This is a genomic window from Arthrobacter sp. B0316-5-4, from assembly GCF_059090325.1.
This window is the reverse complement of sequence record NZ_JBNHFN010000011.1, coordinates 1-15820: the sequence shown is the minus strand read 5'-3', so window position 1 is coordinate 15820 and position 15820 is coordinate 1. Positions and strand designations below refer to the sequence as shown.

The window sequence follows — 15820 nt, the reverse complement described above, 5'->3', positions numbered from 1 at the left end:
TGGGCCATTCCCGCCTTCGCCGCCTGGGTGATCATCCTCGGTGCCAAACACGGGGAGATGCAGCGGCCCAAGAACATCCTCCAAGGCCTCCGCTAAATCCCACCGAGTACCCAGCCACCACGCACGGCCTGACGGAATACGCGTCAGGCCGTGCAGTTGGGCTGCCGCTGGGGTGAGCGACCGAGTGTTCCATTTCCTTAGAATCGGGACACCCTTAGTGGGACACTCCCCATCCATCCGAGTCTGCGGAGTCCCGCTGTGGCTTTCAGCGATAATTAGCGGCGTTTTTACGAGGCTATTGGCGCATGGGTAGCGCTGAAAGGGACGTCTATCGGCCGCTCTCCTTGGGGTAGCCAAGCGAAGACGTGTTTAAGAACGGTAGGTTCGTCTCAGGGTCCAAAACGTGCATGAGAGAGCAATCGCGGCGCCGGCGGAAGAAGTAGGAATGTTTATCGATTCGCTCGCGAGCAAGAACGAAGTCTCTGCCGCGAAATGAATGGCAGGCGAAACGGGCCGCTCAGTGCGGGCTAGCACCGTTCAGGGTGCCAAGTTTGGTATCTGGACGCCGAATATTCCCCGCAATATATCCTTGGCTGCGTGGTAGCCACCCATGCAGTGTGTCCCTGGACCTGGGGCCACGTAACTTGAGCTTATGTAGATGTCCTTGGTGGGCGTGCGCCAAGGGTGAGGTCCGAGGCGCGGGCGATTGATGAAGTTGAGCCCAGCCAGGGATCCCCCGCCTATGTCTCCTCCGCTAAGGTTTGCATTCCCTCGTTCCAGCGCGGCCGGATCCGACGAGGCTTGGAAGAGGATGGTGTCCCGAAAGCCCGGCGCGAACCGTTCAACTTGCCTTGTGATGCGGTCGCTCATATTTTCGGCGGAGCCATTTGGCACATGACAGTAGGCGGAAACGATAGTTTTTCCTACGCATCGGTCAGGGTCGACAACAGTTGGTTGGACCAGGAGTACGTATGGATGTTCGGGGATAACGCCTCGTGAAACGGCGTTCTCAGCTGCCGCAATTTCTGTAGCACTTCCGCCAACGTGCACCGTCGGCGTTTGCTTTACAGTCGCTGCGGACCATGGAACTGCTTCCGATGTAAGGTAGTCGACTTTGAATACTCCGCTTCCGCTTCGCTTTCGCTCGAGTACTTTCCGGTACCGGGCTGGCAAGCGGTCTCCCGCTATAGCGGCAGCTGACGCTAGGGATGTATTGAAAATTGTTGCCCGGGCCGGTTCCAAGTCGCCCCAGTGCCGGATGCGACTACCTGTAACTATTTGCCCTCCGTGGGCGACGAAGTCTTCGGCAAGCGCGTTGGAGAGCCGTCCGGAGCCACCCAGGGGTAAGGGCCAACCGTTTCCGTGGGCCATGGCTGTCAGTACAAGTCCTACACTACTCGTTGCCAGGCCTGGCATCCGCGAGTTGGCATGGGCCATAACCCCGGCAAGAAGCGCCGGCGCTACCGACCCGGTGAAGCCACCTTGCATTCCGCGGAGAGTAGTTGCCAGAGTCCTGGCCCCTAGTCTGGCAAGATGCCTCGGGTTTCGCGCAGCCGCCAATGCAGGATTCAGTGCGATGCTCGAAGTTTCGTGGGCACGGGAACTCAAGGGACCGATCAGCCTCCGCCATGCTTCCCCGTCGGGCCCCAGCTCCTGGATCGTCTGTTCTATATCCCTATATGCGGTACCTGCCGCGCCGCCCGGTAGAGGGTGCGCGAACGATATGTCCGGAATCACGTAGTCAAGGCGCTCAGTAGCACGCCATTGACGGAAAAATTCGGATTCTTGGATAAAAGGATGAACCGACGAACCGAGATCGAAGCGGAAGCCATCCGGTCCGATGGGTCCGGACGACTGGAGAGCTCCACCAACCTGCTCGTTCGCCTCATAAAGAGCAACTTCTAATCCGGATCGGGCTAGGATCACGGCGGCGGCTAACCCATTGGGTCCTGCACCAACGATCGCCACATCAAGCATATCCTCCCCCAGGATTCAGCAAATTTCGAGCATGCCGGTTCGCATTGTGCACGGAAACTCTCACAGTCAGCGACCAAAGCACAGTCTTGATCCTCGACCCATTGAGCGTATCTCAGAATTCGATCTCGCAATTCACGTGACAGCACCCGACGCCACGCCGAGGAGACAGCTCGCCTTGTTTTATACATTCGATGGCGCTAGCTTGTGGATGTGCCGAGGCTTGTCCGGAGGCGCCGACCGGGGGGCGGCGCATATTGTTCCCCGTGGTTCTAAGAAAAATCCGCAGTGAACTGAACAAGTCAAGGAGAAATAATGTCTTCAATCTTGGTAGAACCGTCCGTGGAAGATTCCGTTAACGCAAGGTTCAGCAGCGTTGACCAGGGCTTTATCAATGCTCACAATGAGCCTGCGATGACCACGCCGAGTGCAATCGTCACTCAGACGCTCGTGGTCGGCAGCACGATCTGCCTCATCTGCTAGAAGCTCCGATAATCCGCTGAACCTGCACTGCTGACACCATGATGAAAAGGCGCCTTTTGACAACCGAAAAACACAAACTTCAATCGGCGGCCTATTGGGTCATGGCGCCTGCCGCGGTCAGCAAGATTCTCAGCGGATTCGAATCGTTTTCCTCGTTGCGACAATCGCGATCAGACGGAATTCTTCAAGGGCGCTCGGCTTCGAAGCCGAACAGTGTCCTGCCTCTTGGGTTCCGGAAGGTGCTCGACACTTGGCAGGGAGCGGCTGCTCTCCAGGTGTTAAGCATCTCCGGGGCCGGCCTTGTGTTGCTGGGGCCCTCTAGTCGTTCCCGTCAAACGGCTGGTGCGACTCTGATGTTCTTTTCGAACAAGCTCAGTGAACTGCGGAACCCCTATGGCAGTGACGGGGCTGACCAGATGTCGGAGCTTATCGCGGGCTATCGCATCGTCACGAGCCTGGTGTCCGATCCAGCACGTTCCGACGACCTCTTTTTGCGAGCGGTTAATGCTCAGGTCTGCATTTCATATGCTGCTTCCGGGCTGGCCAAGCTCATTTCAAGCTCTTGGAGGTCCGGCGTCGCCCTGGAGAAAGTGCTTAAGACTGATCTCTACGGAAGAAGCAAACTGGCAGGCTTCATCCGGGAAAAGCCAAAGCTGGCCAAGGCGCTCTCGTGGTCGACCATAGCTTGGGAGACCGCGTTTCCCGTCATCTACCTCGTTTCACCAGCACAAGCGCGAATGATTCTGCTCGGAATCAAAGGGTTCCACTTAGGCATCGCCATGACAATGGGGCTGCCGCGCTTCTTCTGGGCATTCAGTTCAGCGCATGCAGCAGTAATCTACGTCATCGAAGCAAAACGGGCTGCCTCATGAAACTTGAGAAGCTTTCACTTGCTGTCTTTGCCGCCGGCATGTCCTTGAGCTCGGTCATGGCCTACGTCCGTCACCACGAAGAGCTCATCCGTCGAGGCGGCCTTAAAGGTACACAACTCCTCAATGATGATCACGGATCACCGATTGAGTACATCTACACCCCTGCCGCAACGGGTCCAGGCGCCCCCATCGTCATTCTGGAGAATGGGCTAGGGTCCCCCATGGAAAGTTGGGACTGGGTGCGCTACCTCCTCAAAGGCCAGGTGGGCGTGATTCAATACCACCGCCGAGGCTACGGTCGAACCAAAAGTGCTCAGCGGCCAGCGGTGATCATGGACCGGATACTCCAAGAACACGACCTCAAGGGCCCTGTCGTACTTGCTGCACACTCGATTGGAGCCTTGGTTTCCGCCAACGCCCTTGCAGAATCCGAGGAGCTGCGGTCAAGGACCGAAGCGCTGATCATCCTTGATGGAACCAACGGGGTACTCCTGGATGAAGATCGGAACACACCAGGGCGGATCGGCACGTTCAAGCAGACCGCAATGCAGGAGGCGCTGGCTTCCACGCTGGGGGTCAACAGATGGGCACCCAGCAAGCTGGAAAGAGATGTCGAATACCGTCCGGATATCCAACGCGCGTTCCTGACCACAGGAGCCCGGCCGTCAACGCAGGTGGCAGCACTGAGGGAATACTTGACTGAGTCAACGGCGAACCAACGCAAAGTCTCCTCATACGAGATCAGACAATTTGTCGTGGCAGCGGAGGACAACATTACCCAGCAACGGGAACTGGCTGAGCAACTGGGAGCTTCCTTTTCCCATGTACCAGCCAGCAGCCACCGTTCCATCATCGGCAAGCTCCAGTGCGCCGAGGTCGTCGCTTCAATAATTCAGCAGGTGGCAAATGTCAAAAACTAAAGAAATCCTTGCCGGTGCTGCCGGTCTCGCCCTCGTGGGTCACTTGGTCGTAACTGCATTCGATAATCTGCCAACATCCCAGGTCTCGATTGGAATGCGGCTACCGGTCTTCAAAAAAATTCCGCAGTGGCGCTTCTTCGCACCCAACCCGGGAATTGAAAATCTTCATGTGATGTACAGGACGGGAACAGAGTCTGGCTGGGGAAAATGGCAGGAACTGTCCTTCCGTACGACATGGAAGTTCTACTCCGCAGCGTGGAACCCGGGCAGCCGTGCTTCCAAAGCACTATTTGACGTCGCATACCAGCTACGAATCCTAGCTGGTTTCGGATCCGCCTTTGACTGGGTCCTGGAAAGCGACGGCTACCTGCTGATGAACGACGTTGTAAGAAGCCTTTGCCGGAAACAAAACCATGCAGGAAATTTTCAGTTCATGATTCTTGCCGCCATGCCCGGAGAAGGTGACCAAGGCATGAAACCCATACTTGTTTCACGCCCTGAACCGATCCAACTTCCAGTGGCGCCATGACTGACAGCCCCAGCCCCGAAAGTCTGGCCCAGTTAATGCAAAACCCACCGAGCTTGGACATCAAAAAGCTAATACTCGTCGTTACCGGGTCGATTAATGCCGCCTTGGTACCCTACTGGTTGAACTGGTTCCGAACCGCGTATCCAGAGGTGATCGTCAGCCTTATCATCACGCGATCGGCCGAGCGGTTCGTCACCTACGACGCTCTGAAGCACCTGGCTAACGGATCCGTCTGGAAGGACAGTTGGGATGAACCCGACTTGCCGGGAGGATCGCACATCGGTCTGGACAACTCGGCAGACTGCTTCGGAATATTTCCGGCAACCTTGGACTACACGATGAGGTTGGCTTCAGGTCGGTCAAACTCCCCTTCGTTAATGGCACTCCAGCTCACGGAGAAACCTATAGCTGTAGCTGCATCATTTCCTGGAACGAACCCAGTTCACATTGAGTCCCTGATGAAACTTCAACTCCGCGAGAACGTTGCATTTACGGAAACTGTTGCCGCCTTCAGTGTTGGCCGTAAGGCTTGGTCCGGGCAAACCGGATTCTTTATGCCCTTGCTCGCCTCAACCCTGGCGGAACTAATCTCAAAGCAAGCCAACCAATAAGATGTGCCCCGCCGCTAGAGTCGCTCAAGTCGTCGCTTGGTCAACCAGCCAAGGAGTCCCAGCGAGATAGCCGCCGTCAGAACACTCTGAATAACTGTGCCCGTACTAAGTGCCCCCGCCAACAGACCCGCTGATCCTGCGCTGAGAAGAATGGCGTCCAACTGCCAAGTCAGGATGACCAGGGACGATAGGTCTCCGAATGGCGTCGGAATGGGTGTAAGGAGGACCGGGGGCAACGGCCCGCGGGCGCTGTCGTAGATGCGAATACCAATCAGGGTGAGAAGAACCACTTCAAGGGAAGCCAAGCCGGCGAAATTGAACTCTGACCCACCGATAACCGTGACTGCAGCACAAGCCGCACCGGCGCAAACCATGGACCAGGTCACTGGGAAAGCACTATGAAGCGCGTACATGCGGAAAGGTGAATATCCATAGATCGGCGGTGCTGCAATGGACTCTGCCGCGTGCCTGAAACCGTCGCTGAAGACACCGAGCGAGAAGAAGACCGCAACGGAGCCAGCTGCGGCAGGCAGCCAAGCAACCTCACTCCGGGAAACAACTGCGAACAGCACAAGAATGACTCCGACAAAGACCCCCATGGATCCAATCAAAAATCTACCCGGAGTGCGGAGAGCCCCCACACCGTCCCGAATTAGGAAGCGCGGAAGTTCTGGTAAGTCCATGACCGCTGTCCACCGCCGACCGTGACGGGGTTTGGCTCGGAAAACAGCCAGAGCTGTGGAAAACTCACCCGCCGCTGTGGAAATGCCTGCAGACTGCCACCGCTCGCTCTGTTCCATCAGGGACCCGGTCCTAAGGAGACGGAGCAGGGCTGGCGTCAACGCCGAAAGTGCAGCAGCTAAGAACCCCAGAAGAATAGGTTCCAACGTTCCTGACTCTCCCGAAGGTGGCCAAGTCGAACCAAGCCACCCCCACGGGAGAACACTGTTGGCACTCGGGACAGTCCATGACGCCACGCCACCAACAGTCAAGAAGGCCGGAACGAACCAACGCCACTGGCCGGTTGCGCTTTGGCCCGCCAACCACACGCAACTCCCGATGATCCCCCAAAGTGAAACAGCGACGACGAAACAAAAAACCCTTGCAGGAGTCGAAGTACCCGAGATCAGAAAAACCGAAGCAAAAAACCCTGCAATGGCGGATAGAGTCCCGGTCAACACCAGCGAGGCCCTCAAAAAGGGCTGCAACATGCTGATACTCCGGTCGATGGAGCTGCCGGCCAATGCAAATGTTTGAAACGGCGGTCTCAGAGCGGGCCCCCTGACCATGCCCGCGAAGAAGAGCAAGATCAAAAGGATGACTCCACAGGCGCTAACGATCTGCGAAGAAGCCGGATTCCGGAGAACCTGGAGAGATTCTGGCCTCACCGCTGTTGACACCAGGGTAGTCACGACCGGGGCGGCCACCAGCAAAGCCGTGAGAATAGCTATATAAACCGCGTAGGCAACCTGACCAACCGTGCGGTCGGTTCCCCGGTTACGGTAGATCGAATGCGCTCTGGAGACGCTTGCGAACTGGGTAGTCACTCGGCACGCCCCACGGACACCCTCTGAGTTGCTACATGGCGCACCAGACTTTCACTGTGACTCGCCATAACAACAGTTGCCCCCTCGGACACTGTCTCATTGATGATGTCCCCGAGCATGCTGAGTCGGTCAACATCCAGACGCTGCTCGGGCTCATCAAGGACCAGAACCTCAAAAGGCCTCATCCAAGTCAGCGCTAATGCGAACAGCTGAGTCTGCCCAGAGGACAGCTCATGCGGGAAGCGGGATTCCAGCTTTTCAATCCCGAACCTAGACAGCGTCGACATCCCTTTATCAGACGCAGTCGCGACATCCGATCCCCAGGAAGCCCCCACTAGGGCCATATGTTCCAAAAGCGTCAAGTTACGCGCGAAAGGAGGTAACCCGATTTGCGCAGCTACTTTCGAACGGAAAGTGGGACGACGATCTTCGACGGCCTCGCCTCCAACGAGCAGAGTCCCATCGCTGACCGCAATGACCCCTGTCAGGGCTCGAAGCAATGTAGTCTTCCCAGCCCCATTCTCACCAACGACAGCTAAAACCTGGCCCTTTCCTAACGTGAAGCTAATAGGCGCTAGGAGTATTTGACCGGCGCTACTGACAGCTACATCAACAGCCTCAACTAAAACTTCCCCAAGGTTTGTCACCCGATCCACCCTAGCAAGAGCGAAAGGAAGATGGTCGCCACTCCAATAGGGCGATGGGTGTCCCACTTCCTAGTTCGTAAATAGATGGCGAGTATGCGCTTGCTGGCGTGAGGCTGAGAAGAGGATGGGGATGCAAAGTGCGTTATCCCCATCCTCTTCTTGAAGTTCCTAGGCTGCCGAAGCCACCCAGCCTGAGCAGCCGTGGATGCCGGTGCCGGCGCTTCGGTTGTTGAGGCACGCCCGGACGTAAACGGTCCCTTGGAGTCCGCTGCTTTGAGCTTGGGCCTGCTCGCCGCTTCCCTGGCTGTTGGTCAGCGTCGCAATGTAGGTAGTCCCGTTCGAAACGTACCTGAGCTGCGCTACGGATGAGACCCCATCCACTTCGGTATCCCGTCAGGCTTCTGTGGTCGCCTGGGCTCTTTCCAAATGGGTCATTGGCCCATAGCATCTCGGAGTGCCGCCGAGGCTACACTCCTGGAGGCTCGTTTCCCAGCAGTCGAATCATTCCATGCCCGTTTTCGTAAGGAAACTCTGCATAAATAACAAACGTCCTACCCGCGGAATGCTCGTTGGCCCACAGGAGCACCTCAGTGATGTCTGTGACTTGGCTAAGTTTCCACTCTTCCGAAACAGTCTGATCTGTCCAAAAATCAACTCGGTAACTTGGATCCCGATCGACTCGGTTTACATAACGCGGGTCAATAATTTGTGGTTTCATCGCTACTCGCCAGCCAAGACTAGATTGTCTTCCAGATAGTAACGGTCTGAGTGCCCACGGTCGACATCTTTCCGCCTACCTCGAAGAACCAGGTAGACGTCGCCCTCCAGAAACCAGTTCCGCGCCCGGCGTTGCTCGGGACCGTACTGTGACTTGGCTCCGGGACATACCACGTGACCTCAGGGCCGTTCACCATGACGGTTTGGGTCGCTGTAGCGGCACCACGGTGCTGGAACACCACGTCAGTGTTCGTCGCCGAGCTCGACGGTGCGAACGAGATGATGCCGCTGACCCTCAAGTCAACGGAGGGAAGCCCTGTCCCGACACACTTGATAACAGTCTTCGAGATGGCTCCCTCGGCCCCCTTGGAGTAGTGCGGGTATCTCACCGCGTTGTCCGCTTGTGTCCCTGCACACGTCACTGCGTAACCCGTAGCACCACCCGCTCGCAAGGTGGTTGTGAAATTCCCGAAAGCATCCACGACAGTAGTGACCTCTTGGAGGGACTGAGGATCGTTCCTGAATGCCTCGCGCTGCAAGATTTGCTGGCTTTCCTGCTCCACAGGCGGCACCTCAGCAAACGCCGGAGTGGCGGCGCAGAGTCCAATTGCCAAAACGACGGCAGTCAGCAATGATCTGAAAATTCTCAAAATTCCCCCAAATAATTTACTCAGCTTTCCGCTGGAAAACCCATAGTCACACATCCAGCGATAATTGCAAGTCAAATAGATCCATCAGAATTAGGGCAGCGACGGTTAGACAGTTCCGTCGTCCGTCTCAGCAAAACTCTCGCAGAGGGCAGGAAGCTCTCACCCACCGTCGTTGCCCCACGCTTTGACACGTCGCGTCCCTCGGCCATTGGAATGCCACTTCCTTGGGAGTGGGACGGTGGGGAGTTTCGGTATCTCCCCCGCTGCCCGGGGGCGCCGCGTAGAGTCTGAGAATGAATCCTCTGGAGCAGCCTGTACTCGTTGCGCCCCCTTACAGGCTCCGCCCATTTACGGCAGCCGATGTTCCTGTGGTTCAGGAAGCTTCGAGCGATCCACTAATTCCTGCCATCACGACAGTTCCCGCCAGCGGTTCACGCCAGGCAGCTCTGGCCTTCATCGACAGACAGCACCAACGCTTAGTTGATGGCACCGGGTACTCCTTCGCTATTGCTGATTCCTCCTCTGATCAGGCGGTTGGCCAAATCGGGCTGTGGCTAAAGAACCTCAGCCAAGGCCGGGCGAGCATTGGCTATTGGGTCGCGCCAATTCATCGGGGGAAGGGAGCTGCTTCCTCTGCTTTAGGTGCCCTCGCCGCCTGGGGTCTTGCGCACCCCGGGATTCATCGATTGGAACTCTACGTCGAGCCTTGGAACGAGGGCTCCTGGCGCGCAGCCGAGCGCAGCGGGTTCGTACGGGAAGGAACAATGAGGAGCTGGCTAGAAATTGGCGGCCAAACCAAGGACATGTACATGTACTCGCGCCTTCCTGCTCGCTAGGAATCACGCTACGCAGACCTCGCCGCCCTGCCGCGGTTTCGGTGTTCCATTTCGTTGGAAGTGAGACTCCTCCCCTGGGAGGAGCATGGCTCGTTCCACGGGTTGATGTGCTCGTGTCCGAGCCAAACCTAGGCTGAAGGCTTCCACCGTTTTTCTTAGGAGTCACCCGGTGCCCTGGCTCGACATCACAGCAGCAGCCCTGATTCTGCTCACGCTCATCATGGGAGTCGTGACCCGCCGAGGCAAAGCTCCCATGGTCATAATCCTTGGGCTGGCAGCTGGCGCGGCTCTTGTTGCTGCCCTCAGCTTCGAAGGCGCACGTCCGCAGCTGGTTGCCCTGGTCATACTCGCTGTCCTGACCGCCGGTGTCATTTTCTGGCTCCGGTCAGCCCGCTACCCTCGACTCGCAAAGGCAGCCAGCGTCATCCTCACACTCAGCCTCGTCGGGAGTGCCGGTTCCGCCTGGGTGTTGCCGCCCATCTCCGTTCCCGCCGGAAGCGGCCCCTATGCGGTGGGAGTGGACACCAAAGTCTGGACTGATGAAAACCGTGACACGCGAGGTGACAATCTCCCTGGCGAGAGACGTTCACTGCCGGCAACCATCTGGTATCCCGCTCACGAAAGCGGTGAACGGGCAGCCTACGTACCGGGCCATGAGCGGGCCGCGGAACTGACCGACGCTCTCGCACGCCACTATGGAGTGCCGCCTCTTATGTTGGATGGGATATCCCGCTCGCGGAGCAATGCCACATGGCAGAGTGGGCCAGCCGAGGGCTCTTTTCCGGTGGTCGTAGCTTCGCCTGGGCTCAACAGCACCCGATGGTTCTTCACGGCGTGGGCCGAAGAACTGGCCAGCAACGGCGTCATAGTCATCGCCCTCGATCACCCCTATGACTCTCCTGTAACCGAGCTTGCCGATGGCACGTGGGCACTCAGCGAATTAGAAACTACAGGAGATGACCTCCGTGACCAAACAATGGCAGACCAATGGACAAGCATTCGCGCCGCTGACATGAGCGCCGTGATCGACCACTTGGATTCAGACCCCGTGGAACCGCCCGCCCTGCAGTCGGCAGATCGAAGCCACATCATCACTGCGGGCCACTCCCTCGGAGGTGCCGCCGCCTTGGAAACAGCACGTCTGGATGACCGGGTCGACGCAGCTGTTGATATCGACGGAATGCCCAGAACCCCTGAGAACGCCGCACCTGTGACCAAACCAGCACTCGCCATAGTGGCCGGAGACGCGGATCCGAATCCTGAATACAACGCCGCACTTGACGCCTTGCTTGACGACGGCAACGCAGTCCGGGTCACTTTGGACGGGGTGACTCACTTTGGCATGATCGATGTCGGTCTCATGATCGGCCCGGTTCCCGGGATCACCGGCACGCGAGGCCCCTCGGGACCAACCTCAGCAGCCCAGGCAACCCTCCATCTAATCGACGCAGTGACCACCGGCAGATCCCTTAACACCCCCGCACTGGCTCAACTCGGCACGGTCTCTGCGCCCGAGAGTCAATGACCGTGCCACAGGACTCCCGCCACCGGTCGGCTATCGGCTGTACGGCCGCAGTTTCGGCATCCCACAACCTTGGAACCGGAACGCCGCTGGTGGGTACTTGCCAACCTGGTTGCTTCTGCGACCTGGAGTGTGTGTCGCTATTGTGGGGGCTGGCAGGTTTGTGTGGGTCCGTAGTGGAGCCAGTCCGGCAGTGCAGCGGTAAAGGCGTCGCGCACTGCGGGGGTATAGGTCACGGTCCAGTCAACGCGGCCTTTGACCTCGATCTCGTTTTTGTCCCATTCGAACCAGTTGATCATCTTCAAATTCGGGAACCGTTCATGGGTTGAAGAGCTGAAGAGCTGGTTCCACCACGCTTCCCATTGAAGAAGTTCACCCCGGCAAAGCCCAGCACGGCCAGGCCGATCACGACCGGAAGGGCAAATGCCCTCCACAGTTCCGCCCGATTGCCTGTCCTGCTCTCGCTGCCCTCACCGGGTCGTTCCCCCACTACCCGCACCACGCCTTTCTGACCTGAGATTTTTCCCCATCCTAGCCACGGCCAAGATCCCTGCACGCGCCCTTGGTTTGGTGGATTTGCCGGGGCCGTGAAGCTCTGCGTGCTGCGGTCTGGGAGAGAGGGGTCAGTAGTCCACTTCGACGATAAATTGGTCAGCTGGGAGGCCGGTGAGTCGTGCTGCGGCGTCCGTGACCGTTTCGGGGATCTCCCGGACGCCTTGCACGGAGACTTCCAGATCGGGCAGTTCCAGGACTTGAAGGTCCATCTGCCCATCAGTGGCTTTCCTTATTTTTACCGTCAGTCTCACGCCCGGCCCCTTTCCATGTCTGTGTTCAGGGTACTCACCATCTGCCAAGAGATGCCGCGTTTCTTTCCCTTGGTATCAGGCCCATGTTCCGGTTACGTTTCGTGCGCTTGTTGGTGGGCGGGGACCCCGGCTACCAGGATTCGGGCCAGGTCGTGCAGCTTCTGGTTCCGGTCGTTGGAAGCTTTGCGGAGGATATCGAACGCTTCCTGGGGTGTGCACCGGTTTTGGGAGATGATCACCCCGCAGGCGGTATCAATAACTGACCTGTTGGTCATGGCAGCGTCGAGGTCTGCCGCGTTCTCGTTCAATACGGTGATGCGGACGGCCAGCCGGAGCGCCTTGCCGGCAACCCCGGCGAAGGTCAACGCACTCTCGACTGCCCGTGATGAGAAAGAGTCCGGGATTGGTGCGAAGAAATTCAGCACGGCGGAGGCGCCCTGTTCTAGTTCCATCGGCACGCCCAGGGTGCTGCGCATACCGGCCGCGCTCAAGGCGTGGCAGTACTCGCTCCACTGCGGTGATGACAGGGCGTCCTCAAGAAGGACCGGGCGGTCCCGGGTCAGCGCCTCAACGCAGGGCCCCTCCCCCAACGTCTGCTCGATCCTGTCCAGGACCATCGCTGTGTCGCTGCTCCCGCCGATTGTTGAGGTTCGTTTGCGCCGCTCCAGCGTCACTGCGCACTCGATACGGGTTTCGGTAACCCGGGACAGCACCGAAGCTCCTAAGGCTGCGAGCCCATCGAGGAAGGCTTTGATGTCTTCTGCAGCAACAAGCAGATCAGCCAATTGTTCCGCATCGGCGGACCAATCCTCCACGGCATTAGAATCCAACCCAAACACCGCCGTTCACAACAGATATCCATAACCGAAATGGACTTCCCTGCTGATGTTCAGGGCGCCATGGCGCGTGTCACCAGGAACGGCGACCGGCAGCAAGCAGCTGGGAGAACACTGCGAGTAATTTAGCAAGGAAGTCAAGCAATGCCATAACAAGGTCCCGGGTCGTCCACCAGACTCCTGGCAGGTGGCGGGTTACCCGTCGGGCGTTACCGGGGTGTTCTTGGCGCGGAGCCGCTGTTCCAGCTTGGCTTCGGCGGCCTCCCGCCGCTTCCCTACAATGAGCATTTGCTGGGTTGCGGGGTTATGCAGAGGAAGCCTCTGCACATCCTGCGAAACCCCGGCGGGGCGCTCCCCCGGCAAAGGCTTCCGAGATGATTGCTGGACCATACCTCCATGATGCCACCGCCCACCGGTCCAGGACATGGGGGCCGATGCCCAGTCAGCCGCCTTGGCGACCAGTCTGCGGCACGGTGGCTGGGGTGGCCTGCCCACTGCAAGACCGACCACCCAGTACGCCTACGCTTCCGCCAGACGCTTCAAGCATGGCCGCTTCACCTCACAGACAGAGCAATGAACACCTCAAGATTCCATCAAGAATCAACGCCGACTCGGCTGCCCTTCAAGCAGATGTCGGCCTTCCGGGTCAGAGGGGCGACCGAGAATCCCACTTCCTTAGAACTGGGACGGCGTACGGCATTGGAACAATCCTCGTGGACGTAATTGTTAGGCAGGACTTCGTTGATCACGTTTCGATGAGGCTAGGTGTCCGCAAGGGGATCCTTTAACGGGCGTGTCCGCCACGAATTTATGCCACCGTTGGCACGGGATCTATTCAGCTATTTGCTGCAGCCAGTCCACCGTTTCGTCGTTCACGTGCACACCCCTGCACTTCTGACTGCACAACTGAGCCGGGAACTGAGGGCCCACTCCAAGGAGGTGCAAGCCACGACGTGCAGCCTTGCGTGCAGCGTCCTGGTCGCCGATGGCTTGGGCCAAATGGATAACAGCCATGTTCCATCTGAAGTTGTTGACGGCAAAGGGGTCATCTGGCCCCTCGGCCCAGCGTTCGAGCAGCGCTGCTGCCTCTTCGAGGTCGGAGGTCTCGCCTCGGGTTATGAGGACTTGGGCAAGTTTGACTGCCTGCATGCCCGTTGTCATTTGGAGACTGTCTTTTGCCAGCAATCGACGGTAGTAGTGCGCGGACAACTCGGGGTTCTCTTTGGCGTAAATATCACCCAAGCCTTCCAGCGCAGCGTTATGGGACGACATGGCCACGAACTCGTCCGTGTCATCCAGCACCCGTAACCAAAGTTCGCTGGCACCCTTCAGCTCGCCGGCCATTTGGAGTCGGATCGCTTTGCTGTGCAGGTATCCGGAACCCGTGCCAGGGACGCTGCGGAGCTTTTCCTCGAACTCCGCCTTTGCCTCATCGCTCCAATCGGGCGAGTCATACCAATCAGTGGAGGGCGCAGGCTTCCTCGGCTTCGGCCATACTTCGTCAGTCTGCAGATCCATAGCGAACCCGCTGACTGATTTGGCCAATTTCTTGGCGAAGGCCTGAGCAGAAGGGACGCCCGACGCATCTCCGTCCCCTTCGATGAGAATGTCGTATCGATACTTGATGCCAAACACGACCATCTCGGCATACGTTTCCGGAGTGTCTTCGCCGCTATCTTCATACGGTCCTTCGACCGTGAAGCTGTAAATTCGCTTGGGACCTCTAAAGACGCGGAAACTCCAGCAAGAAGCCGTCATGTCGGGGTCCAAGTCAGCGGTCAGGCCGCGGATGTTCGTGATACGCGTAGCTACATCTCCGCTTAGGAGTGCCTCGGAACCAAAAACTGCCAAGTCATAGGGCATCGCTTCAGACTACCCGTGCACTCCATCCTCTTTACGCTTGGCTACACAGGGGGCGTCCGTAAGCCGGTCCCCCACCGGCCGCATCTGACGTGCGTCCACGCCCCAGCCGTTTCAGCGGTACGGGATTCCCGTAAGACCCGCCCGCAAAAATGCCCGGTGAAGGTGCCCTAAACGCTACACGGTTAGCTGTCCCACTTCCTTGGAAGTGGGATGGGGGCAGTTTCGGTATCTCCCCCGCTGCCCGGAGGCGCCGCGTAGAGTCTGAGAATGAATCCTCTGGAGCAGCCTGTACTCGTTGCACCCCCTTACAGGCTCCGCCCATTTACGGCAGCCGATGTTCCTGTGGTTCAGGAAGCCTCGAGCGATCCACTAATTCCTGCCATCACGACGGTTCCCGCCAGCGGTTCACACCGGGCAGCTCTGGCCTTCATCGAAAGACAGCACCAACGCTTAGTTGATGGCACCGGGTACTCCTTCGCTATTGCTGATTCCTCCTCTGATCAGGCGGTTGGCCAAATCGGGCTGTGGCTGAAGAACCTCAGCCAAGGCCGGGCGAGCATTGGCTATTGGGTGGCGGCAAGTCATCGGGGGAAGGGAGCTGCTTCCTCTGCTTTAGGTGCCCTTGCCGCCTGGGGTCTTGCGCACCCCGGGATTCATCGACTGGAACTCTACGTCGAGCCTTGGAACGAGGGCTCCTGGCGCGCAGCCGAGCGCAGCGGGTTCGTACGGGAAGGGACAATGAGGAGCTGGCTGGAGATTGGCGGCCAGCGCAAGGACATGTACATGTACTCGCGCCTTCCTGCTCGCTAGGAATCACGCTACGCAAACCTCGCTGCCCTGCCGCTGTTTCGGTGTTCCACTTCGTTGGAAGTGAGGCTCCTCCCCTGGGAGGAGCATGGCATTCGTGCCACTGACATGAGCGCCGTGATCGACCACTTGGATTCAGACCCCGTGGAACCGCCCGCCCTGCAGTCGGCAGATCGAAGCCACATCATCACTGCGGGCCA

19 protein-coding genes are annotated in these 15820 nt (G+C 58.3%); 10 read left to right on the top strand and 9 right to left on the bottom strand.

The window, feature by feature from the left end:
- Positions 1-537: 537 nt before the first annotated feature.
- Positions 538-1977: a phytoene desaturase family protein gene (locus AC5RU9_RS21085; RefSeq protein ID WP_082924715.1), complete on the bottom strand. Its 1440-nt coding sequence runs from the start codon at positions 1975-1977 to the stop codon at positions 538-540.
- 312 nt (positions 1978-2289) lie between these two features.
- On the opposite strand from AC5RU9_RS21085, the gene AC5RU9_RS21080 reads away from it, so the two are divergent.
- Genes AC5RU9_RS21080 through AC5RU9_RS21060 form a run of 5 tightly spaced genes read left to right on the top strand, consistent with a single transcriptional unit; the run spans position 2290 to position 5389 of the window.
- Positions 2290-2457, top strand: a complete 168-nt coding sequence (locus AC5RU9_RS21080) for a cypemycin family RiPP (RefSeq protein ID WP_156524809.1) — start codon at positions 2290-2292, stop codon at positions 2455-2457.
- A gap of 56 nt (positions 2458-2513) precedes the next feature.
- The gene (locus AC5RU9_RS21075) at positions 2514-3329 is read left to right on the top strand and encodes an HTTM domain-containing protein (protein ID WP_231949159.1); all 816 of its coding nucleotides are present in this window, start codon (positions 2514-2516) and stop codon (positions 3327-3329) included.
- Entirely contained in the window at positions 3326-4249 is a 924-nt protein-coding gene (locus tag AC5RU9_RS21070; RefSeq protein WP_064723074.1) for an alpha/beta fold hydrolase, read from the top strand. The genes AC5RU9_RS21075 and AC5RU9_RS21070 overlap by 4 nt, the downstream gene beginning before the upstream one ends.
- On the top strand, positions 4236-4778 hold the full coding sequence (locus tag AC5RU9_RS21065) for a hypothetical protein (protein ID WP_494018038.1): 543 nt from the start codon (positions 4236-4238) through the stop codon (positions 4776-4778). The genes AC5RU9_RS21070 and AC5RU9_RS21065 overlap by 14 nt, the downstream gene beginning before the upstream one ends.
- A complete protein-coding gene (locus AC5RU9_RS21060) occupies positions 4775-5389 on the top strand; it encodes a flavoprotein (RefSeq protein ID WP_494018037.1) in 615 nt (204 codons plus the stop codon). Before AC5RU9_RS21065 ends, AC5RU9_RS21060 begins: the two co-directional genes overlap by 4 nt.
- Before the next feature lie 14 nt (positions 5390-5403).
- Here the strand turns inward: AC5RU9_RS21060 and AC5RU9_RS21055 are convergent, their stop codons facing one another.
- Positions 5404-5988 (bottom strand): hypothetical protein, encoded by a 585-nt coding sequence (locus AC5RU9_RS21055; protein ID WP_494018036.1) that lies wholly within the window; start codon positions 5986-5988, stop codon positions 5404-5406.
- A 349-nt stretch (positions 5989-6337) separates the two neighbouring features.
- On the opposite strand from AC5RU9_RS21055, the gene AC5RU9_RS21050 reads away from it, so the two are divergent.
- A complete protein-coding gene (locus AC5RU9_RS21050; RefSeq protein WP_156524807.1) occupies positions 6338-6646 on the top strand; it encodes a hypothetical protein in 309 nt (102 codons plus the stop codon).
- Between the two features lie 286 nt (positions 6647-6932).
- Here AC5RU9_RS21050 and AC5RU9_RS21045 read toward each other — a convergent pair whose 3' ends face one another.
- A complete protein-coding gene (locus AC5RU9_RS21045; RefSeq protein WP_064723134.1) occupies positions 6933-7583 on the bottom strand; it encodes an ABC transporter ATP-binding protein in 651 nt (216 codons plus the stop codon).
- A 168-nt stretch (positions 7584-7751) separates the two neighbouring features.
- Complete coding sequence (locus tag AC5RU9_RS21040) at positions 7752-7964, bottom strand: hypothetical protein (protein ID WP_064723071.1); 213 nt, start codon at positions 7962-7964, stop codon at positions 7752-7754.
- Between the two features lie 531 nt (positions 7965-8495).
- Here AC5RU9_RS21040 and AC5RU9_RS21035 point away from each other — a divergent pair.
- From AC5RU9_RS21035 to AC5RU9_RS21025, 3 genes are all read left to right on the top strand, one after another.
- The gene (locus AC5RU9_RS21035) at positions 8496-8675 is read left to right on the top strand and encodes a hypothetical protein (RefSeq protein ID WP_156524806.1); all 180 of its coding nucleotides are present in this window, start codon (positions 8496-8498) and stop codon (positions 8673-8675) included.
- Between the two features lie 568 nt (positions 8676-9243).
- A complete protein-coding gene (locus AC5RU9_RS21030; RefSeq protein WP_494018035.1) occupies positions 9244-9786 on the top strand; it encodes a GNAT family N-acetyltransferase in 543 nt (180 codons plus the stop codon).
- Positions 9787-9955: 169 nt separating this feature from the next.
- The gene (locus AC5RU9_RS21025) at positions 9956-11311 is read left to right on the top strand and encodes an alpha/beta hydrolase family protein (protein ID WP_494018034.1); all 1356 of its coding nucleotides are present in this window, start codon (positions 9956-9958) and stop codon (positions 11309-11311) included.
- A gap of 137 nt (positions 11312-11448) precedes the next feature.
- On the opposite strand, the gene AC5RU9_RS21020 is transcribed toward AC5RU9_RS21025, so the two are convergent.
- The 5 genes from AC5RU9_RS21020 to AC5RU9_RS21000 form a co-directional block, all read right to left on the bottom strand.
- Entirely contained in the window at positions 11449-11607 is a 159-nt protein-coding gene (locus AC5RU9_RS21020) for a hypothetical protein (protein WP_494018033.1), read from the bottom strand.
- Between the two features lie 324 nt (positions 11608-11931).
- Entirely contained in the window at positions 11932-12114 is a 183-nt protein-coding gene (locus AC5RU9_RS21015) for a hypothetical protein (protein WP_494018032.1), read from the bottom strand.
- A 92-nt stretch (positions 12115-12206) separates the two neighbouring features.
- On the bottom strand, positions 12207-12929 hold the full coding sequence (locus AC5RU9_RS21010) for a GAF and ANTAR domain-containing protein (RefSeq protein WP_494018031.1): 723 nt from the start codon (positions 12927-12929) through the stop codon (positions 12207-12209).
- 216 nt (positions 12930-13145) lie between these two features.
- Entirely contained in the window at positions 13146-13340 is a 195-nt protein-coding gene (locus tag AC5RU9_RS21005; protein ID WP_494018030.1) for a hypothetical protein, read from the bottom strand.
- 441 nt (positions 13341-13781) lie between these two features.
- Positions 13782-14813, bottom strand: a complete 1032-nt coding sequence (locus AC5RU9_RS21000) for a hypothetical protein (protein WP_494018029.1) — start codon at positions 14811-14813, stop codon at positions 13782-13784.
- A gap of 267 nt (positions 14814-15080) precedes the next feature.
- Between AC5RU9_RS21000 and AC5RU9_RS20995 the strand changes: the two genes are divergently transcribed.
- Entirely contained in the window at positions 15081-15623 is a 543-nt protein-coding gene (locus tag AC5RU9_RS20995; protein ID WP_494018028.1) for a GNAT family N-acetyltransferase, read from the top strand.
- Positions 15624-15820: the final 197 nt, after the last annotated feature.

Coding starts and splice junctions, on each gene's coding strand:
- AC5RU9_RS21085 (WP_082924715.1), bottom strand. CDS start 1,977: ATGCTTGATGTGGCGATCGTTGGTGCAGGACCCAATGGGTTAGCCGCC.
- AC5RU9_RS21080 (WP_156524809.1), top strand. CDS start 2,290: ATGTCTTCAATCTTGGTAGAACCGTCCGTGGAAGATTCCGTTAACGCA.
- AC5RU9_RS21070 (WP_064723074.1), top strand. CDS start 3,326: ATGAAACTTGAGAAGCTTTCACTTGCTGTCTTTGCCGCCGGCATGTCC.
- AC5RU9_RS21065 (WP_494018038.1), top strand. CDS start 4,236: ATGTCAAAAACTAAAGAAATCCTTGCCGGTGCTGCCGGTCTCGCCCTC.
- AC5RU9_RS21060 (WP_494018037.1), top strand. CDS start 4,775: ATGACTGACAGCCCCAGCCCCGAAAGTCTGGCCCAGTTAATGCAAAAC.
- AC5RU9_RS21055 (WP_494018036.1), bottom strand. CDS start 5,988: ATGGGGGTCTTTGTCGGAGTCATTCTTGTGCTGTTCGCAGTTGTTTCC.
- AC5RU9_RS21035 (WP_156524806.1), top strand. CDS start 8,496: ATGACGGTTTGGGTCGCTGTAGCGGCACCACGGTGCTGGAACACCACG.
- AC5RU9_RS21030 (WP_494018035.1), top strand. CDS start 9,244: ATGAATCCTCTGGAGCAGCCTGTACTCGTTGCGCCCCCTTACAGGCTC.
- AC5RU9_RS21020 (WP_494018033.1), bottom strand. CDS start 11,607: ATGATCAACTGGTTCGAATGGGACAAAAACGAGATCGAGGTCAAAGGC.
- AC5RU9_RS21005 (WP_494018030.1), bottom strand. CDS start 13,340: ATGGTCCAGCAATCATCTCGGAAGCCTTTGCCGGGGGAGCGCCCCGCC.
- AC5RU9_RS21000 (WP_494018029.1), bottom strand. CDS start 14,813: ATGCCCTATGACTTGGCAGTTTTTGGTTCCGAGGCACTCCTAAGCGGA.
- AC5RU9_RS20995 (WP_494018028.1), top strand. CDS start 15,081: ATGAATCCTCTGGAGCAGCCTGTACTCGTTGCACCCCCTTACAGGCTC.